A 16,289-nucleotide genomic window follows, 5' to 3' on the forward strand; every position below is an offset into this window, starting at 1 on the left:
CCGAAGGATCGGTCAGTCGTCGACCGGATTCAGCTCGGTGCCGTCGTCGATCAGCACGGCCGCCGGCCTCCGGAAGAACGTGGCGTCCTGGCGGAACAGCGCGTCGTCCGCACTCGCCGGCGGCTCCAGCACCAGGTGGAAGTCGCGGTGGCGGAGATACCGGTCAGGGAAGTTGACCGACCTGAACGAGACGCCGGCGCGATCAGCCAGACCCTGCTCGAAGAAGAACGTGCTGTCTTGCGTCCAGAGATCGTCACCCGGCCCCGCGGGTCCTTCGAGATGGATCCGGAAGTCCCGGTGCCGGAGGAACCGGTCCGGGAAGTTCAGCGACCGGATGGCCACCTGGCCCGGGCCGCGGGATCGCAGGGTGAACGCGAAGTCGTTGACCGGACCACCCCGACGGGTGAGCTCGCCGAGGAAGGCGGCGTGACGGATGAAGTGCCCGGGGAAGTTGAGGGATTCGAGATTGACGGTGGACATGAGGGGAGGAGCCGGTCCTCGTCGCGTTGATACCGGACGCGCGGAGGCCCTCACGTGGGCGTGCGAGCGCAACCCCTGGTGGTGACAGAACGTCAGCCAGGCGGGGTGCCGTTGAGGCGTCTGACCCACGTCTGCAGCCGGCGGTTGAGGGGGATCTGCGCCAGATTGAGCACCAGGAGAACGAGCAGGGGCCTGTTGGCGGCGAGGCTGACGAGCGGACGCAGCCCGAGATGACGGGCTCCGTACATCTCCCGAACGGTACGGACTCCGACCACCAGCAACAGGCACTGCACCACCAGCGACACCAGCACGTAAGGCAGGACGACCACCGACAAACGGGCTTCCTCCTCGGAGGTGAAGCTGCGCAGGCCGGCAGCCGCCTCACGTCGTCGTTGCTGACGAGTCCGATCAGTCATCCATCGACGGTAGCCCGGTGGAGGACGGAGCGGGCTGAGGGTGGAACCGATCGTCGGCGGCCTACCGGTCGGCCAGGCGCTCGGCCCACGAGCGCGGCGACGTGCGTCCTAGCCGTTGCACGGTCCAGAGCTGATCGCCTCGCGGGGTCAGACCGCTCGACGTCCCGTACAGGACGCTCACGGCACCGTAGCCGTCTCGACTGACCGCCATGTCCACGTCGGCGACAGCGAGGTCGTCGTAACGGCTGCGTCCGAAGTCGCCCGTGCTCATCGAGTCGGCGTACTGGTCGCCGTCGAGCCCCGTCGGGTTGCCTTTCACTCCCGGGCTGTCCCAGCCCCAGATCTGACGGTGCCGCATGCTCAGCCCCTTCGGAGAGCCGTACAGCACGAGGACCGCTCCCGAGTCGCTGGCTTCGTCGTCGACACTGACGGTGCCGGATCCCCCGATCGCCAGATCGTCGAAGGCCCTGCCACGCGAGTCGTGTCCGTAGTTGCCGGCGGTGACCGACCAGGCGAACTGGCCGCTGAAGTACCTCCGTTCTGAGCGACACAAGGATCGGGTGGTCCACAGCTGGTCACCCCGAGCGGTCAGGCCGCCCCGGCCACCGCGGATCACGTTGATGCGGCCGTTCGACCCTGCGTCGGCGCTGGTCAGAGCCAGGTCGGCGGCGGCCCGGCCGGTGAAGTGTCCGATCGTCAGGGTGCCTCCGAAGCCGCCAGACTCCACCGGCCGGCCCTTGATGCCTGGAGTGGCATGAGTCCATCGGTCCGCACCGCTGGCAGTCAGGCCGTCGGCAGACCCGTACAGGGCGGTGACGGATCCCTGCCCTTGGCGGCGTCGTGTTGCGCCATCGCCGTACGCGCCGATGGCCAAGGCGGCGTAGCGGCCACCGGTGAGGGGACCCGCGGCCAGCGCCGAGCCGAACTGGTCGCCGATTCCACTGCTGCCGGTCGCGCCGACAGCCCTGCCGGCGATGCCGGGGCTGTCCTGCGTCCAGGTCTGCGCGCCGGAGCCGGTCAATCCCGTCGCCGACCCGTAGAGCACCGTCACCGAACCGCGACCATCACCCCAGTCGCTGGAGCCGATCGCCAGATCGTCGAACAGACCCCTCCCGAAGTCTGCGGCGGCGAGCGCCGAGCCGAAGTAGCCGTCCGCGGTGTCGGGCTCGTCACCGTCCACAACCGACGGCAGCCACACCTGGCTGCGTGCCGCGACCAACCCGCGGGGGGACCCGTAGATGATCCGCACCTCCCCGACGAAAGTCTCGTCGTCATAGTCCAGCTGGACCTCATCGGTGCCGACAGCAAGGTCGTCGTAGCCGTCACCGTCGAAGTCGCCGGTCGTCAGCGCGCTCACCGTCCCGCGGGTGGGCGGGCCGGTGATGAAGTCGCTCTCCTGCCAGAGCTGGTTACCCGGTCGAGCCAGTCCCTTCCGACCTCCGTAGATCACCGAGACACCCCAGCTGCTGGCATCCGGATTCCGCCGGTCGACCGATCCACCCACCACCAGATCGGCGTGACCGTCGCCGTTCAGGTCGGCCTGGCCGTCACGGTGTGGCGCGGGCCGCACCAGCGGCGCGACGACGCCCACAGAAGGAGCTGAAACCGCCTCGGCCGGACGCACCTCCGTGAAGACCGCCCACCGGTCCACCTGGACGACCGCGCCCGAAGCAGCCGCAACAGCCAACCCCACCAAGACCCCACCGGACCGCCAGGCAGTCCTCAGAACAGAACGCCCCACTGGATCCCCCTCCGCCGGTCCCCTCATCGTGGCAGCGCCGAACAGAAAAGGCACGAACCGCCCTCCGGCGTCGAAGAACTGCGTACGTCGGTCGTCCGCTCGGATGGTGGCGGCCCGCTCCGTGGTCGGAGCTGACGGGGCAGGCGGCGAAGATCGGGACCTGCCCGATCGACCGCACGTGGTCGAACCACGTCTGACGAGCTGTCGTGCCTGGCGCCCCCAGCAGGATTCGAACCTGCGACACAGGGTTTAGGAAACCCTTGCTCTATCCCCTGAGCTATGGGGGCCGGTCCGGCGGCGTACGCGACGCCGTTCGGAACGGGGCAAGGTTACCGGCCCGGCGCGCTCTCCCCGACACCTGAGCGGCAGACCAGCGTCGCGGACCGCGGTCCCGGGCGGCGAGCGGCGACACGGGGCGGCGGCCACCGGAGACCGGCGCGCCTGTCGGCCGAGGTCCCCCCGGACCCGGACCTGCAGGCGCGCCGTTCCACCGGACGACGTCCCCTCACGCCGACCAGTCGAGCCCCTCGCTCCCCCGTGCTGCGGGTGCCCGCTGCACCGGCTCGGTCCGCGGGTTGACCGCGCCGGTGAACTCCATCACCACTCGGGTGACGTCTGTGAGATCCAGCCCGTCGCCGGTGGCCGTCAGGTGCCACTCGGCCATCGGGGTGGGCTGGAAGTGACGGAGACCGTCCGACTCGTCGACGACCCCGTCCAGCTCGATCTGCGCCGAGGTCCCGTCCGGAAACAACCAGTCGGGCGAGTCTGCGGTGTCAAGCACCACCCGGTACCGGAAGTCGCGCACCAGCGGCGCGGAGACGAAGCGGTGGAAGCTGCCGCCGAGCCGCTCGAGGTAGTCGCCCCGGGTGGCCAGCCGGACGGAGACGGCGCCGCCGCTCGGCACCCTCGCTCCCTCCAGCCAAGCCCGGACCGATCGCAGTCGCACCCGGCCGAAGCGGACGAAGCCTGGGCTGGTGACCGGGAGCACCCATCGCGCCCGACCCTCGGCAGCGAGCGTCGAGAGCACGCCAGGATCGTCGACGAAGACGAGCCTGTCGGTGGTCTCGACCGAGTCCGACCCGCACCGGTGCTGGGCCATCCTGATGTCGATCACCATGCCTCCACGCCCCCGCCCGCCACGGGGCCGGGAGAGGCCGCCGACGGGTCCGTGCTGCCGCGCACCGAGCGTCCGGTCATCTCCGGGCCGCCATCGCGGGCTGAGCCGAGCGAGGGGACGACACCTGGGTGGCCAGCTGCCAGGCCCCCATCGACGACGGTCCGGTCGGTTGGTCCACGCAGGCGACGAGCCGGTAGGCCTGCGCCCGCCGAGCGACCTGTGTCCAGGACCGGAGCGCGCCCTCGACGTCGAGTGCCTCGATCAGCGCCGGGACCGCTGCCGCGTCGTCGCTCAGGACCGCAGCGACAGCTCGCAGGTCGGCGGCGATCCCACCCCACACGCCGCGGATGCGGCGGATCACCGGCAGGGTCTCGGTCAGTCCCCTCACCAGGGCGGTGGCACCGCAGACGGCCCCGTCGAGTCCGATCAGCAGGCGTGCCGCGACCGCCGCCTCGTCGCCCAAGGACCTGATCCGGCTGTGGGCGCACTGCGCCCGGACGACGGCGAGGGCGGCCTCGCGACCGTAGCCGCCGGCGACGACCGGGGCCGCCACCATGCCCAGCGGCCAGACCCACACGTAGCTGGCCGTGGCCGAGGTGATCACGACGTCGCGGTCGTGATCGTCGTTGGCGGGCCGGACCAGGCGTCGCTGCGCGGAGACGTCACCCACCAGCGACCCGACCTCGGCTCGTGCGGCAGCGTACCGGCGGGCGTAGTAGTCGCTCAGCCCGCCGGCGTCGTCGTCGCCGACCAGGGTGGTCTCGACCCGCTCCGCCCCGGCGGCGGCGGTCGCCACCGCCCCGGCCGCGGTGTCGGCCCGGTCCGACGCGCGCTCCGCCTCGCCCGCGAGCTCCAGCAGCAGCGTCCGCAGAGCGGTCCTGGCCTGGTCGTCGTGGGGGTCTCGACGGAGGAGGTCGGCCTCGTCGTCGATCCGGGGGAAGTACACCGGGGCCAGCTCCTGGCCGAACCGCTGGACGTCACCGGCCAGCGCGACGCAGGCCGGGTACGTCTTCTCCGACCAGGCTGTCGCCTGCGCGCGCATGGTGGCGTACGTCTCCAGCAGCCGGTCGAGGTCCGACAGGTCGGCGGGCACTCCCGGGCCCAAAGACCGACGGAAGGCGCCGGCCGCGGCGGGCAGGGCGCGTGCGTCCGTGCTCGCCGCCTGGATCGCGATCCACTCCGGGCGCGCGAGCGTGAACCCGGGACCGCCCGGCGTGCCGGGGTCGGCGAGAGCGTCGGGAGCCACGTTGTGGAGCCGTGCCGGCACGCGCGTCTCCTTCTGCTCGGGGCGGCTGAGGCGACCGTCAGACGGTCGAGTTCAATGGGACCGCGTCGCGGTGGGACGCCGGTGGGACGTCGGCGGCCGTTTCCCGTGGAGGGCTGACGTCGAGCGAACGGGAACAGCCGGTGACGGTGAGCAGGTGGGAGCAACGGGTCGACGTGCTCGGGCCCGTGATCGTGCGCGGAGCCGGCGGGATCGTCCCGCTGACGAGGTCGATGGAGATCGCGGTGCTCAGCCTGTTGGCGCTGCGCGCCGGCAGCCCCGTGAGCGGGGAGAGCCTGATCGACCTGCTCTGGCCGGACGATCCGCCTCGGACGGCGAACAAGACCCTGCAGGGCTACGTGAAACGCGTCCGCAGCATGGTCGCGGTCAACGGCATCGAGCTGGGCCACGCCGGCCCGGCCGGTTACGTCCTGGACCTGGCCCCGGACCGGGTCGACGCCCTGCAGTTCGAGTCCCTCGTCGCGCACGCGCGCACCAGCCCTGATGACGGGCAGCGGGTGCAGCGTCTGGACCAGGCCCTGGAGCTGTGGCGCGGGGAGCCGTTCGCCGGCTGCGACTTCGAGGGGCTGCGCCCGCGCCGGGAGTGGCTCCAGCGCCTGCTGAGCGGCACCCGCGTGGAGCGGGTGGCCGCGCAGATCAGGTTGGGGGTGACGCCGGAGTCGCTCGCCGCCATCCGGGCGCTGCTGACGCAGGAGCCGACCAACGAGCGGTTGTGGCTGCACCTGGCGGGTGCCCACTACCTGGCCGGCAACCCGGTCGCGGCGCTGGAGACGGTCGGCGAAGCCCGCCGGACGCTCGACGAGCTGGTCGGCGTCGTCCCCGGTCCGGAGCTGAGCGAGCTGCACCGACGGATGCTGGAGCACGACGACGTCGAGGCGGGCTACTTCCGCCTCACCGGGGCCAGCCAGCCGGTGGTCCCCCGCGGGGCTGCGGGCCGGTCCTCCGCGCCGCCGGCGGCGCTGCCGAACCCGGGCGGGGACCTGGTCGGCCGCGACGACCGGGTGGTCGAGATCGTCACCGCCATCGACGAGGCCGCCCCGATCGTCACCGTCGTGGGCCCCGGCGGGATGGGCAAGACCCGGTGCGCTGTGGAGGCGGCGCGCACGGCGAGCGTCCCCTGCCGTGGTTTCGTCGACCTGTCCGCGCTGACCACCGGGGCCGCTCTGGCGCTGCACCTGGCGGGGACCTTCGGTGTCCCCGACCGCGACGACCCGGTCGCCGCGGTCGCCGCCCAGGTGGCGGGACCGCCGTGCACCGTGGTGCTCGACAACGTGGAGCAGATCGCCGACGCGAGCGGGGTGATCGCGGAGCTGGCGCGGCGGTGCCCGTCCGTGGTCTGGCTGGTCACCTCGCAGATCGAGCTCGGCCTCCCGAACGAGCGCGTGGTCCGGCTCGAGCCCCTGCCCACCGGGACCGGACGGGAGACCCGGTCGGGGGGTCTCAGCGTGGCCGGGCTGCTGCTGGCCCAGGCCGCGCGCCGCCGCGGCGTCCGGCACGTCGGCGACGCCGCGTTCGCGGAGATCGCGACCCTGATCGGGGGATACCGCTGGCCCTGGAGCTCGCCGCGTGCCAGCTGCAGCACCTCGAGCCGTCGGTGCTGCTCACGGCGCTGCAGGACCCGATCGACACCCTCGTGGACCCCCGCCACGCCATCACCCGGCATCGGTCCATGCGCGCGAGCTTCGACCTGGCCGCGACCCGGCTGAGCCACGACGCCCGTGACCTGCTGGTGATCCTCTCCGGGCGGCCCGCCGGCGCCCCGTACGACGACCTGCTCGCGAGCTGGCCGCGCCCCACCCCGCTGCCGCGGACGGTGAGCGAGCTGATCGAGGCGGGGTTCGCCGGCACGACCACCGACAGCGCCGGAGCGACCCGGCTGACCCAGCTGCCCCTGGTCCGCTCGTACGGTCGGACGCTGCCGCGGCCGGCCGACGCCGACGCCACGGACGGCGCGCTCGACCAGGCCGTCTTCGGCCGGGTCCAGGCACTGTTCGCGGGCGCCCACCCCGGCTCCATCGAGCCGGATGTCGCCGACATCCGCCGGCTGCTCCAGCAGGGCTCGACCAGCCCGAGGACCTCGACACCGCCCAGCAGCTCGCGGCATCGCTCATCCTCTACTGGTGGTCGGTCCGCATCACCGAGGGTCGCCGCTGGCTCGACGACCTGCTCGACCGCCCGGTCGTGGCACCGGGGGTCATGCGGCCGTACGCCGCCCAGACGGGAGCCTTCCTCGACTTCTACGTGGGCGACGCCGAGACGGCGCGTCGCCGCCTGGAGGAGGCGCTGCGCGACGGGGTCCCCGACCCCTCCGCCCAAGCGCGGTTGCTCGCCCTGCTGGCCATGATCGACGCGGCCGAGGGCGAGGTCGAGGTGGCCAGCACGCGCGCCGAGCAGGCGGTGCAGCTCGCCCGCGACTCGGCCGACCTGCAGACGCTCTTCTACGCGCTGGGCAACGCCGGCGACGTCGCCATGACGGCCGGCGACGCGGGTCTGGCCCGGGAACGCCACGTCGAGTGCATCGAGCGGCTGCAGCGGTTGGGACTGGACTGGCTGTCGGCCGCCCCGCACGCCCGACTGGGCGACCTGGCGCTCTCCGCCGGCGACCACCAGCGGGCCCGGATGTGGTACGACCGCTCGATCGCACTCTGGTCGGCCCGGGATCTCGGACCCGGCGCCCCGCAGACGCTGGCCGGGCTGGCCCGGCTCGACACCGTCGAGGGAGATCTGGACAGCGCCCGTCGCGCCCTGGACACCGCCCTCGCGACGGCGGAGCGGTGCGGCAGCCGGGGTGAGTACCCGTGGATCGCGGTCGGCTACGCCGCGGTGCTGGCCGCGGCGGGTCGCCGGGAGGAGTCCGGGATCCTGTTCGGTCTCGGGTTGCGCCACGGTCCGCGGGTCGGCCGGGACCTCCGTCGCCTCGTCGACGCCGAGCTGGCCCCCTTCTTCGCCCTCGCGGCGGATGATCCGTGGACCAGCGCGGAGCACCCGCTCGTGATCAGCACCCCCCTGGAGGACCTCCCGGCCCTGATCGAGAAGCTCGTCGCCGGATGAGCGACTGGCGGTCGGTGGCCGTGGCCGCCCTGGCCGCCTCGCTGCCGGCGGACAGCGGGCACCTCGCCGGCCTGCTGCGGGAGGCTGTCGAGCGGCTGGACACCCTCCTCGCCGACCGCCCACCGGAGGCCGTCGCGACGGTGGCCGTGCCGGTCGCTGTTCATCGGGCGCTCACCGGCCGGCTGCCGCCCGCCGGACTGCTGGCGGCTGCGGCGGCGACGTACGCGGCGCTCGCGGTGCTCGACGACCTGGTGGACGGTGATCACCCGACGATCTGGGCCGACCGGGACGCCGCCGAGGTGATGATCGGGGTCCAGGTGCTGCTGGTCACGGCCGCGCAGGTGGTCGGCGACGGCGTCCACGCTCCGCTGGCGGTCACGCTGACGCGCACCTACAGCAGGACGATCGCCACGGTCTCCGACGGCCAGCTCCGCAGCGGTACGCCCCTCAGCGCGTCGACCACTCCCGTCGAGGTCCACGCCCGGATCACCGACCGGAGCGGCGCGCTCCTGGCGGGCTTCGCCGAGCTCGCGGCCACGGCCGCCGGGGCGTCGCCGGCTCAGATCGGCTCGGCCCGCGGCTTCGGACTCGAGCTGGGCATCGCCCGCCAGCACGTGAACGACATCAGCGAGCTGGTGAGCGAGCGGACCAGTGATCTCCGCAACCGGACGGCCACCATGGCCACTGCGTTCGCGCTGGCCGAGTCGGCCCCGGACGAGCGGGAGTCGATGCTCACCCTGTTGCACGAGGCAGCCGACGATCCACAGGCGCGCGATCGACTGGTGCTCGGGCTGTCCCCGTCCATCCGTGAGGTCGCCGCGCTGACCGTCCTGCACCTGGCCCGGGCCCGGACGCACGCCCGCCTTCTCTCCGCCGACGATCTGCGCCAGGATGACCTCGATCGGCTGGTCGACTTCACGGCCGCCGCCCTGAGGAGACGATGATGCCCGCAGATCCCGACCGGCAGGCCCGCTACGACGTGCTGCGGCAGCGCTTCCTCAACGACCCGGACTTCCGCGCGACGGTCACTGCCGACCCGACCGCCGCTCTCGAGGGAGTTCTCGGGTCCCTCACCGCCGAGGAGAGCCGAGCCGTCGCCGACATCGCCGCCACCCCCCGCAGCGACGACGAGCTCGTCGCGCACATCAGGTCGGGCGGCCTGGGGTCGTGGTGACCGCAAGCACCCGGGACTGATCACTCAGGTACTGCCAGCCGTCGGTCGGGGAGAGCGCGAGGATCTCGAACGCCTGGACGGTCAGTCGTGTCTCGGGTCCGCCGGCCCGCGGTCTGATGGTCGACTCGAAGGTCCCGAGCCGGCCCGCCAGGTCGCCGCGGATCTCGAACGGCTCCGTCGAGGGGACCTCCACGACGACCTCGAAGTCCCCGAGGGCAGCCGCCAGACCGGCCACGATCTCGTCCCGCCCCACCGACCACGTCGTTCCCTCGGGACCCCCGGACGACGTCAGCACGGCCCGTTCGGCGTACAGCAGACCGAGACCGTCAGCGTCCCCGGCCTCGAGGAGCGCCAGGTAGGTGGGGAAGAAGTCATCCAGAGACCGTACGGGTGGGGTCACCCGCTCAGTATGTCGGGACGAGGGCCTTACTGGTGCTCGTGGTCGCCGTGCTCGGCCTGCAGGTCGGCGACCTGCTTGTGCACCTGCTCCATGTCCAGACCCTTGACGGCGTCGATGACCTGCTGCAACGCCGGGCCCGGCAGCGCGCCGGCCTGGTTGAAGACGAGGACGCCCTCGCGGAAGGCCATCAGCGTCGGGATCCCCTCGATGCCGAGCTGGCCCGACAGCGCCTGGTTGGCGTCGGTGTCGAGCTTGGCGAAGGTGATCTCACCATGCTGCTCGGAGGCCGTGTCGTAGATGGGCGCGAACCGCTTGCAGGGGCCACACCAGTCGGCCCAGAAGTCGACCAGGACGATCTCGTTGTCGGTGATCGTCTGCTCGAAGCTGTCGGCGTTGATGTCGATCGTCGCCATGGTTCTCGGTACTCCTCGGTGGTTCGGGGTGAGACTGCCGCCCCCGGGAACATCACCGGAGACGTCTGCTCAACCACTGCGGGCGGCCGACCTATTCCCGCGCCCTACTTGATGGCCACCACGCGGCGCATGGGGATCGTGATGTCCACCGAACCCTTCCGAGCCACCCGGTCCTGGAGGAGCTCGATCGCCGCCTCCACGCGCGACCACCGGGTCTGCGGCAGATAGAGCGCCGACAGCACCAGCTCGGCGTCGGCCCGGGAGGTGACGGTGAAGCGGTAGCGCTCGCGCTGGTCCTCCACCCGCCGCATCCCGTACGCCTGCAGGGTCTTGGTGAAGCCGGCGAGCTCGACCGGGCCCGGGAACTGCGGCTTGCCCCGGAGCCGGGTGTTGATCCGGGCCAGGATCCGCAGGTCCGACGGGGACAGCGGGCGGAGGGCCGGAGCCATCGCGGCCAGCACCCCTCCGGGCCGCAGCACCCGGGTGATCTCCGCCATCAGCGCGGTCAGCGGGGTGATCACCACCAGCCCGATGGAGCTGGTCACGGCGTCGAGGGAGCCGTCCTTGAAGGGCAGCCGCAGGCCGTCACCCCGGATCCAGGGGCCGGGTCCGCGCTCGGCGGCCAACCGCAGCTCGGCGGACGAGAGGTCCAGACCGATCACCGTACGACCGTCGCCGGTCAGCTCCCGGGACACCGGTCCCGACCCGCAGGCCAGGTCGAGGACGGTGCGGGCACCGCCGCCGACGGCGCGGGCGAGCCAGCGGTAGGGCGTGTGGTCACCACCGACCGAGCGGGACAGCACGGCCTCGACCACGCCCGCCCGATCGCGGTGGAAGTCCGCCAGGTAGCGGGGCCAGTCGATCTCGTCGTCGGTCACGGGGTTCGGACGTGGGTGGGGTCAGACCCGGCTGACAAACAGGTGCGTGGCCGCCTCGCGGTCGATCTCGCAGCCCGGCGCGTCCTCTGGGGTCAGGCGCACCCCGAGACCGCCCGCCTGGGCGAGCACCTGCACTCCTGGCTGGATACCCGCCTGGCGCAGCGTGCCCATCATCTCGACGTCCTTCTGGATCTCCTCACTCATCCGGTGGATGACGACGCTGATGCTGCCGTTGCCGGAGTCCCGGACGACGGCATCCAGGTGCTCGTTGCCGGCCCGGAAGTCGATCTCCGGGCGGTCGACCCCGAGCTCGTCCATGCCCGGGATCGGGTTGCCGTACGGCGACTCGGTCGGCGAGTTCAGCAGGTCGACCAGCTTGCGCTCGACGTCCTCGGAGATGACGTGCTCCCAGCGACAGGCCTCGTCGTGGACCAGCTCCCAGTCCAGCCCGATCACGTCGATCAGCAGCCGCTCGGCCAACCGGTGCTTGCGCATCACCCGGGTGGCGCGGGCACGACCTTCGTCGGTGAGGGCCAGATGACGATCCCCCTGCACGTGGACCAGGTTGTCGCGCTCCATCCGGGCCACGGTCTGCGACACCGTCGGACCGCTCTGATGCAACCGCTCGGCGATCCGGGCACGAAGAGGGACGATGCCCTCTTCCTCGAGCTCGAAGATCGTCCGGAGGTACATCTCGGTCGTGTCGATCAGGTCGCTCACGCTGTTTGACTCTCCTTCACACCGCTCAGGTCCGGCCGTGGCGGCCGCGGGTCGGCACCCGCTGGGCCTGTCGGCTCCCGTGCAAGGGTAGAACATGGGTTCCACTACCGACACCGCCATCTGGTGGGTCCGCCGAGACTTCCGACTGGCCGACAACCCGGCCCTGCGGGCGGCTCTGGACGACGGGTCCGTGCTGCCGGTCTTCGTGCTGGACCCGACGCTCCTCCGCGGAGCGGGCCAGGGTCGCCGGGCCTGGCTGCACGCGGCGCTGCACGCCCTGGACGCCGATCTGCGCGCGGGCGGCGGGCCCGGTCTCACCGTGTTGCGGGGCGCCCCGGAGACCGAGCTCCGTCGGGTCGCGGCCGAGATCGGGGCCGCGCGGGTGCACGTCGCGGCCGACTTCGGACCGTACGGGCGACGTCGGGACCAGCGGGTCGCCGAGAACCTGGCCGGCGACGAGCGGGCGCTGGTGCGCACCGGCTCCCCGTACGCCGTCGCCCCCGGCAGCCTGGTCAACAAGACCGGTGGCCCGTTCCAGGTCTTCTCCCCCTTCCACCGCACCTGGCTCGACCACGGCGTCCACGACCCGGCCCCCGTGGTCACCACGACCGGCGCCGACTGGCTCACGGTGGACAGCCGGCTGGACCTGCCGGAGGCCGATCCGGCGCTCCTGGCCCGGGCCGGGGAGGCGCACGCCGTCCGGCAGTGGCGCGAGTGGCTGGCACGCTCCGGCGGCGGCGTGGCCGACTACCCGAAGCTGCACGACGTGCCCGGCGCCGACGGCACCTCCCACCTGTCCATCGCGCTGCGCTGGGGGCACCTGCACCCCCGCACGGTGCTCGCCGACCTCGCCGAGCAGCGGTCGGACGGGGCGCGGGCGCTCGCCCGTCAGATCGCCTGGCGCGACTTCTTCGCCGACGTGCTGTGGCACCGGCCCCGGGCCACCACCCACCCGGTGCGGCCGGAGTTCGCGAAGATGGTGGTGGATGACCCGGCCGAGGACGCCGTCGCCGCCGCCCGGCTGACGGCGTGGCAGGAGGGACGCACCGGCTACCCGCTGGTCGACGCCGGGATGCGCCAGCTGCGCGCGGAGGGCTGGATGCACAACCGGGTGCGGATGGTGGTGGCCTCGTTCCTGATCAAGGACCTGCACCTGGGCTGGTGGCTCGGGGCTGACTGGTTCATGGAGCTCCTGCACGACGGCGACATCTCCCAGAACCAGCTGAACTGGCAGTGGGTGGCCGGTTGCGGAACCGACGCGGCACCGTACTTCCGGATCTTCAACCCCCTCACCCAGGGCGAGAAGTTCGACGGCGACGGCCGCTACATCCGCCGCTACGTGGCCGAGCTGGCCGACGTACCGGACGCGCACCTGCACCGCCCGTGGGAGGCGCCCGGTGGGGTGCCGAACGGCTACCCGGAGCCCATCGTGGACCACGCGACCGAGCGCAAGGAGGCCCTGGACCGGCTGGCCGCCCTCCGCTCCTGAACCGGGACACCTGAGCGCGAACCGGGACACCTGAGCGCGAGCCCCCCATCCGTCCGCGCCCGGCGACGCCCCGTTTCACTCGCCGACGCCCCCTTTCACCCGCTGACGCACCGTCTGCAGAGGGTGCGTGAGGGAGTGAAAGGGGGCGTCAGCGTCAGGAGTGCCGGGTCAGGTTGCCTTGCTCAGCAGCCGGAGGAGCCGCTCGACCTCGGTGGCCACGTCGTCGCGAGCGGGTCCGAGGTACTTGCGCGGATCCACCAGCCGGGGCTGGTCCTCGAGCTGGTGCCGCACGCCCCGGGTCAGGGTGGCGTTCAGGTGGGTGCCGATGTTGATCTTGGTCAGGCCCGCCGAGATGGCCCTGACCAGCTCGTCGTCGGGGACCCCGGACGACCCGTGCAGCACCAGCGGCACGTCCACGGCGTCGCGCAACCGGCCGACGAGCTCGAGATCCAGCTTCGTCGTCCGCTCGGTCATCGCGTGCGAGCTGCCCACGGCCACCGCCAGCGCGTCCACCTCGGTGTCGTCGACGAAGGCCGTCGCGTCGTCGGGGCGGGTCCGGGCGGTCGAGCTGTGCACACCGTCCTTGCCACCGACCTCGCCGAGCTCGGCCTCCACCTGCACGTTCCTCGCGTGGCAGTAGCGGACGACGTCGGCGGTGACGGCCACGTTCTCCTCGTACGAGCGCCGGGACCCGTCGAACATCACCGACGTCGCACCGAGCTCGACCCCGGCGCGGACCAGGTCGGGGTCGGTGACGTGGTCCAGGTGCACCACCGCCGGGACGTCAGCGTTGCGCGCCAGCGCCACGGTCGCGATCAGGATCGGCTCGAGACTGCGGTGGTAGAGCACCGCGTTCTCCGAGACCTGCAGCACCACCGGGACGTCAGCGGCCTCGGCACCCCAGATCACGGCCTCGGCGTGCTCCAGGCAGATGATGTTGAAGGCCCCGACCCCGGTGCCGGCGTCGACCGCCGGATCGAGGACCTCACGCAGTCCGGCCAGCATCAGCGGCTTCCTCTCCTGCTGCCGCACCGAGCCAGGTGCCGGCCTGCATCACGCGCAGCAACCGTCCATGATCATCCACCACGCACAGGTCCGCGCGGCACCCGGGGGCCAGCTCGCCGACGTCGGGGAGCCCGTGCCACCGGGCCGGTGTGGTCGAGGCCATCGCGGCCACGTCGGGGATCGGGTGGCCCTGCTCGACCAGGTAGGCGAAGGCGCCCGCCATGGTCAGCGTCGACCCGGCGATCGAGCCGGGCGTCCCGTCCGCCTCGACCAGCCGGGCCTGCGCGTCGCGCACCGCGACCTGCAGACCGCCGAGGACGAAGTCGCCGTCGGGCATCCCGGCGGCCGCCATCGCGTCGGTCACCAACGCCACCCGGTCGACTCCGGCGGCGGCGACGGCCAGCGAGATCACCTGCGGGTGCAGGTGGAAGCCGTCGGCGATCAGCTCGACCATGCACCGGTCGTCGGCCAGCAGCCGCGGGATGGGGCCGGGCTCGCGGTGGTGGAGGGGCGGCATCGCGTTGAACAGGTGCGTGACGACCGTGGCTCCGGCGTCCAGGGCCGCCGCGATCGTCGCGTCGTCGGCGTCGGTGTGACCCACGGCGGCGATCGCGCCGCCCGCGGTCATCACCGCGATCGCCTCGAGACCGCCGGCCAGCTCGGGCGCGACGGTGATCATCTCGACCGCTCCCCCGGCTCCGGCGACCAGACCGGCGACCACCTCCGGATCGGGGGCGCGCAGCAGCTGCGGGTCGTGGGCGCCCTTCCGCTCGACCGAGAGGAACGGCCCTTCCAGGTGGATGCCGGCCAGCTCGCCGGCCTCGACCAGCGGCCGCAGCGTCGCGATCTGCGCGGCCAGCGTCTCCAGGTCGGCGGTCACCAGGCTGGCCAGCGAGGTGGTGGTGCCGTGCGCCCGGTGGAACCGCCGTGCGGTCCGCGCCTCGGCGGGATCGGTGGTGGCGTACGAGGCGCCGCCACCGCCGTGCACGTGGGTGTCCACGAACCCGGGCACCACCCAGCCGTCGATCTCCTCGGTGGCGGGCGAGCCGGCGGCCTCGATGCCGATGATCTCGGCGTGGGCCACCACCAGCACGGCGTCGTCGAGGACCCCGTGCTCGTGGGTGACCAGGTGCCGGCAGCGGATCCGCCGGACCTCGGACGCCGTGGCGGTGGTCATCGCACGATCCCTTCGTCGATCACGTGGTCCCAACCCAGCAGCCCCGCGCCCCGGACCCCGGCGTCGGAGCCGAGCGTGGCCGTGGCCAGCTGCGGTCGGCGGTGGAACGAGAGCCGGTCGTCCAGGGACTGACCGAGCTCGGTCAGGATGAGGTCGGCGGCACCGGACAGACCGCCTCCGATGATCACCAGCTCCGGGGCCAGCAGCGCGGCGTAGGCGGCCAGCGCCTCGGACAGCCCCGCCACGGCGACGGCGAAGGCCTGCAGTGCCGCCTGGTCGCCCTGCCGCGCCAGCTCGGCGACCTCCAGGGCACTGCGGCGCAACCCCGTGGTGCGGCCGAACGTGCGGGCCACCCCGGACGCCGAGGCGACGGTCTCCAGGCAGCCGTACGCCCCGCAGGCGCAGCGGTGGTCGGCGACCGAGACGTGCAGGTGGCCGATCTCGCCGGCGTACCCACCCGCCTCCAGCATCCGACCGTCCACGATCGAGGCCCCGGCGATCCCGGTGCCGAGCGCCAGGAACAGCAGGTTGTCGCACCCGGCGCCGCGTCCCAGCCGCCACTCGGCCAACCCGCCGCCGCGCACGTCGTGCCCGATGGCGCCGGGCAGCCCGGTGGCGGAGTCCAGGAGCTGCCGCACGGCGACGTCGCGCCAGCCCACGTTGGGGGCGACCCGGACCACACCGGCGGCCACGTCGATGATGCCGGGGGCGACCAGCCCGTAACCGACCACGTGCAGGTCCCCACGGGCCGTCGCGGCGGCACTGACCTGCTGGGCCAGCCAGGCGGGGGGAACCGCACCATGATCATCGATCATGGTCTCGACCCGGCGGACGTCGGCGGCGCTGCCGTCGCGGGCCACGTACGCGATCTTGGTCAGCGTGCCGCCCAGGTCGACGGCCACCACGGCCTCCTTGCTGATCATGGACTCGGTGCTGATCATGG

At 72.6% G+C, this 16,289-nt stretch carries 17 protein-coding genes and 1 tRNA gene; 5 read left to right on the top strand and 13 right to left on the bottom strand.

Annotated features, from left to right (window positions below):
- Window positions 1-12 precede the first annotated feature (12 nt).
- From ABD714_RS16355 to ABD714_RS16380, 6 genes are all read right to left on the bottom strand, one after another.
- A complete protein-coding gene (locus ABD714_RS16355) occupies window positions 13-480 on the bottom strand; it encodes an AbfB domain-containing protein (protein WP_344813469.1) in 468 nt (155 codons plus the stop codon).
- Window positions 481-572: 92 nt separating this feature from the next.
- Entirely contained in the window at window positions 573-896 is a 324-nt protein-coding gene (locus tag ABD714_RS16360) for a hypothetical protein (protein ID WP_344813470.1), read from the bottom strand.
- Between the two features lie 61 nt (window positions 897-957).
- The gene (locus ABD714_RS16365) at window positions 958-2,487 is read right to left on the bottom strand and encodes an FG-GAP-like repeat-containing protein (RefSeq protein ID WP_344813471.1); all 1,530 of its coding nucleotides are present in this window, start codon (window positions 2,485-2,487) and stop codon (window positions 958-960) included.
- Between the two features lie 361 nt (window positions 2,488-2,848).
- A tRNA-Arg gene (locus ABD714_RS16370) sits at window positions 2,849-2,924 on the bottom strand.
- Window positions 2,925-3,142: 218 nt separating this feature from the next.
- Window positions 3,143-3,754, bottom strand: a complete 612-nt coding sequence (locus ABD714_RS16375; RefSeq protein WP_344813472.1) for a hypothetical protein — start codon at window positions 3,752-3,754, stop codon at window positions 3,143-3,145.
- 76 nt (window positions 3,755-3,830) lie between these two features.
- Entirely contained in the window at window positions 3,831-5,021 is a 1,191-nt protein-coding gene (locus ABD714_RS16380) for a hypothetical protein (protein ID WP_344813473.1), read from the bottom strand.
- Between the two features lie 146 nt (window positions 5,022-5,167).
- Here ABD714_RS16380 and ABD714_RS16385 point away from each other — a divergent pair, with 146 nt between their 5' ends.
- From ABD714_RS16385 to ABD714_RS16400, 4 genes are all read left to right on the top strand, one after another.
- The gene (locus ABD714_RS16385) at window positions 5,168-6,745 is read left to right on the top strand and encodes an AfsR/SARP family transcriptional regulator (protein ID WP_344813474.1); all 1,578 of its coding nucleotides are present in this window, start codon (window positions 5,168-5,170) and stop codon (window positions 6,743-6,745) included.
- Between the two features lie 475 nt (window positions 6,746-7,220).
- A complete protein-coding gene (locus ABD714_RS16390) occupies window positions 7,221-8,090 on the top strand; it encodes a hypothetical protein (RefSeq protein ID WP_344813475.1) in 870 nt (289 codons plus the stop codon).
- A complete protein-coding gene (locus tag ABD714_RS16395) occupies window positions 8,087-9,034 on the top strand; it encodes a polyprenyl synthetase family protein (protein ID WP_344813476.1) in 948 nt (315 codons plus the stop codon). Before ABD714_RS16390 ends, ABD714_RS16395 begins: the two co-directional genes overlap by 4 nt.
- Window positions 9,034-9,264: a hypothetical protein gene (locus tag ABD714_RS16400; RefSeq protein WP_344813477.1), complete on the top strand. Its 231-nt coding sequence runs from the start codon at window positions 9,034-9,036 to the stop codon at window positions 9,262-9,264. The genes ABD714_RS16395 and ABD714_RS16400 overlap by 1 nt, the downstream gene beginning before the upstream one ends.
- Here the strand turns inward: ABD714_RS16400 and ABD714_RS16405 are convergent.
- The 4 genes from ABD714_RS16405 to ABD714_RS16420 form a co-directional block, all read right to left on the bottom strand.
- Window positions 9,236-9,664: a YybH family protein gene (locus tag ABD714_RS16405; protein ID WP_344813478.1), complete on the bottom strand. Its 429-nt coding sequence runs from the start codon at window positions 9,662-9,664 to the stop codon at window positions 9,236-9,238. The genes ABD714_RS16400 and ABD714_RS16405 overlap by 29 nt on opposite strands.
- A 26-nt stretch (window positions 9,665-9,690) precedes the next feature.
- Window positions 9,691-10,077, bottom strand: coding sequence for a thioredoxin (gene trxA, locus ABD714_RS16410; RefSeq protein ID WP_344813479.1), 387 nt, complete (start codon window positions 10,075-10,077; stop codon window positions 9,691-9,693).
- A gap of 104 nt (window positions 10,078-10,181) precedes the next feature.
- Window positions 10,182-10,955, bottom strand: a complete 774-nt coding sequence (locus tag ABD714_RS16415; protein WP_344813480.1) for a class I SAM-dependent methyltransferase — start codon at window positions 10,953-10,955, stop codon at window positions 10,182-10,184.
- Between the two features lie 21 nt (window positions 10,956-10,976).
- The gene (locus ABD714_RS16420; RefSeq protein ID WP_344813481.1) at window positions 10,977-11,675 is read right to left on the bottom strand and encodes an iron-dependent transcriptional repressor DtxR; all 699 of its coding nucleotides are present in this window, start codon (window positions 11,673-11,675) and stop codon (window positions 10,977-10,979) included.
- Between the two features lie 94 nt (window positions 11,676-11,769).
- Between ABD714_RS16420 and ABD714_RS16425 the strand changes: the two genes are divergently transcribed.
- Complete coding sequence (locus ABD714_RS16425; RefSeq protein ID WP_344813482.1) at window positions 11,770-13,164, top strand: cryptochrome/photolyase family protein; 1,395 nt, start codon at window positions 11,770-11,772, stop codon at window positions 13,162-13,164.
- A 168-nt stretch (window positions 13,165-13,332) separates the two neighbouring features.
- On the opposite strand, the gene ABD714_RS16430 is transcribed toward ABD714_RS16425, so the two are convergent.
- The 3 genes from ABD714_RS16430 to ABD714_RS16440 are packed head-to-tail and all read right to left on the bottom strand — an operon-like array spanning window position 13,333 to window position 16,287.
- A complete protein-coding gene (locus ABD714_RS16430; protein ID WP_344813483.1) occupies window positions 13,333-14,169 on the bottom strand; it encodes a class II fructose-bisphosphate aldolase in 837 nt (278 codons plus the stop codon).
- On the bottom strand, window positions 14,150-15,346 hold the full coding sequence (gene nagA, locus ABD714_RS16435; protein ID WP_344813484.1) for an N-acetylglucosamine-6-phosphate deacetylase: 1,197 nt from the start codon (window positions 15,344-15,346) through the stop codon (window positions 14,150-14,152). The genes ABD714_RS16430 and nagA overlap by 20 nt, the downstream gene beginning before the upstream one ends.
- Window positions 15,343-16,287: an ROK family protein gene (locus ABD714_RS16440; RefSeq protein WP_344813485.1), complete on the bottom strand. Its 945-nt coding sequence runs from the start codon at window positions 16,285-16,287 to the stop codon at window positions 15,343-15,345. The genes nagA and ABD714_RS16440 overlap by 4 nt, the downstream gene beginning before the upstream one ends.
- Window positions 16,288-16,289: the final 2 nt, after the last annotated feature.

It is taken from the genome of Microlunatus aurantiacus (assembly GCF_039536605.1).
Lineage (GTDB): Bacteria > Actinomycetota > Actinomycetes > Propionibacteriales > Propionibacteriaceae > Microlunatus > Microlunatus aurantiacus.

Bases quoted from the DNA above. Each gene is read 5' to 3' on its own strand.
- trxA (WP_344813479.1), bottom strand. From the start codon at position 10,077: ATGGCGACGATCGACATCAACGCCGACAGCTTCGAGCAGACGATCACC.
- nagA (WP_344813484.1), bottom strand. From the start codon at position 15,346: ATGACCACCGCCACGGCGTCCGAGGTCCGGCGGATCCGCTGCCGGCAC.
- ABD714_RS16360 (WP_344813470.1), bottom strand. From the start codon at position 896: ATGACTGATCGGACTCGTCAGCAACGACGACGTGAGGCGGCTGCCGGC.
- ABD714_RS16430 (WP_344813483.1), bottom strand. From the start codon at position 14,169: ATGCTGGCCGGACTGCGTGAGGTCCTCGATCCGGCGGTCGACGCCGGC.
- ABD714_RS16440 (WP_344813485.1), bottom strand. From the start codon at position 16,287: ATGATCAGCACCGAGTCCATGATCAGCAAGGAGGCCGTGGTGGCCGTC.
- ABD714_RS16425 (WP_344813482.1), top strand. From the start codon at position 11,770: ATGGGTTCCACTACCGACACCGCCATCTGGTGGGTCCGCCGAGACTTC.
- ABD714_RS16375 (WP_344813472.1), bottom strand. From the start codon at position 3,754: ATGGTGATCGACATCAGGATGGCCCAGCACCGGTGCGGGTCGGACTCG.
- ABD714_RS16355 (WP_344813469.1), bottom strand. From the start codon at position 480: ATGTCCACCGTCAATCTCGAATCCCTCAACTTCCCCGGGCACTTCATC.
- ABD714_RS16395 (WP_344813476.1), top strand. From the start codon at position 8,087: ATGAGCGACTGGCGGTCGGTGGCCGTGGCCGCCCTGGCCGCCTCGCTG.
- ABD714_RS16400 (WP_344813477.1), top strand. From the start codon at position 9,034: ATGCCCGCAGATCCCGACCGGCAGGCCCGCTACGACGTGCTGCGGCAG.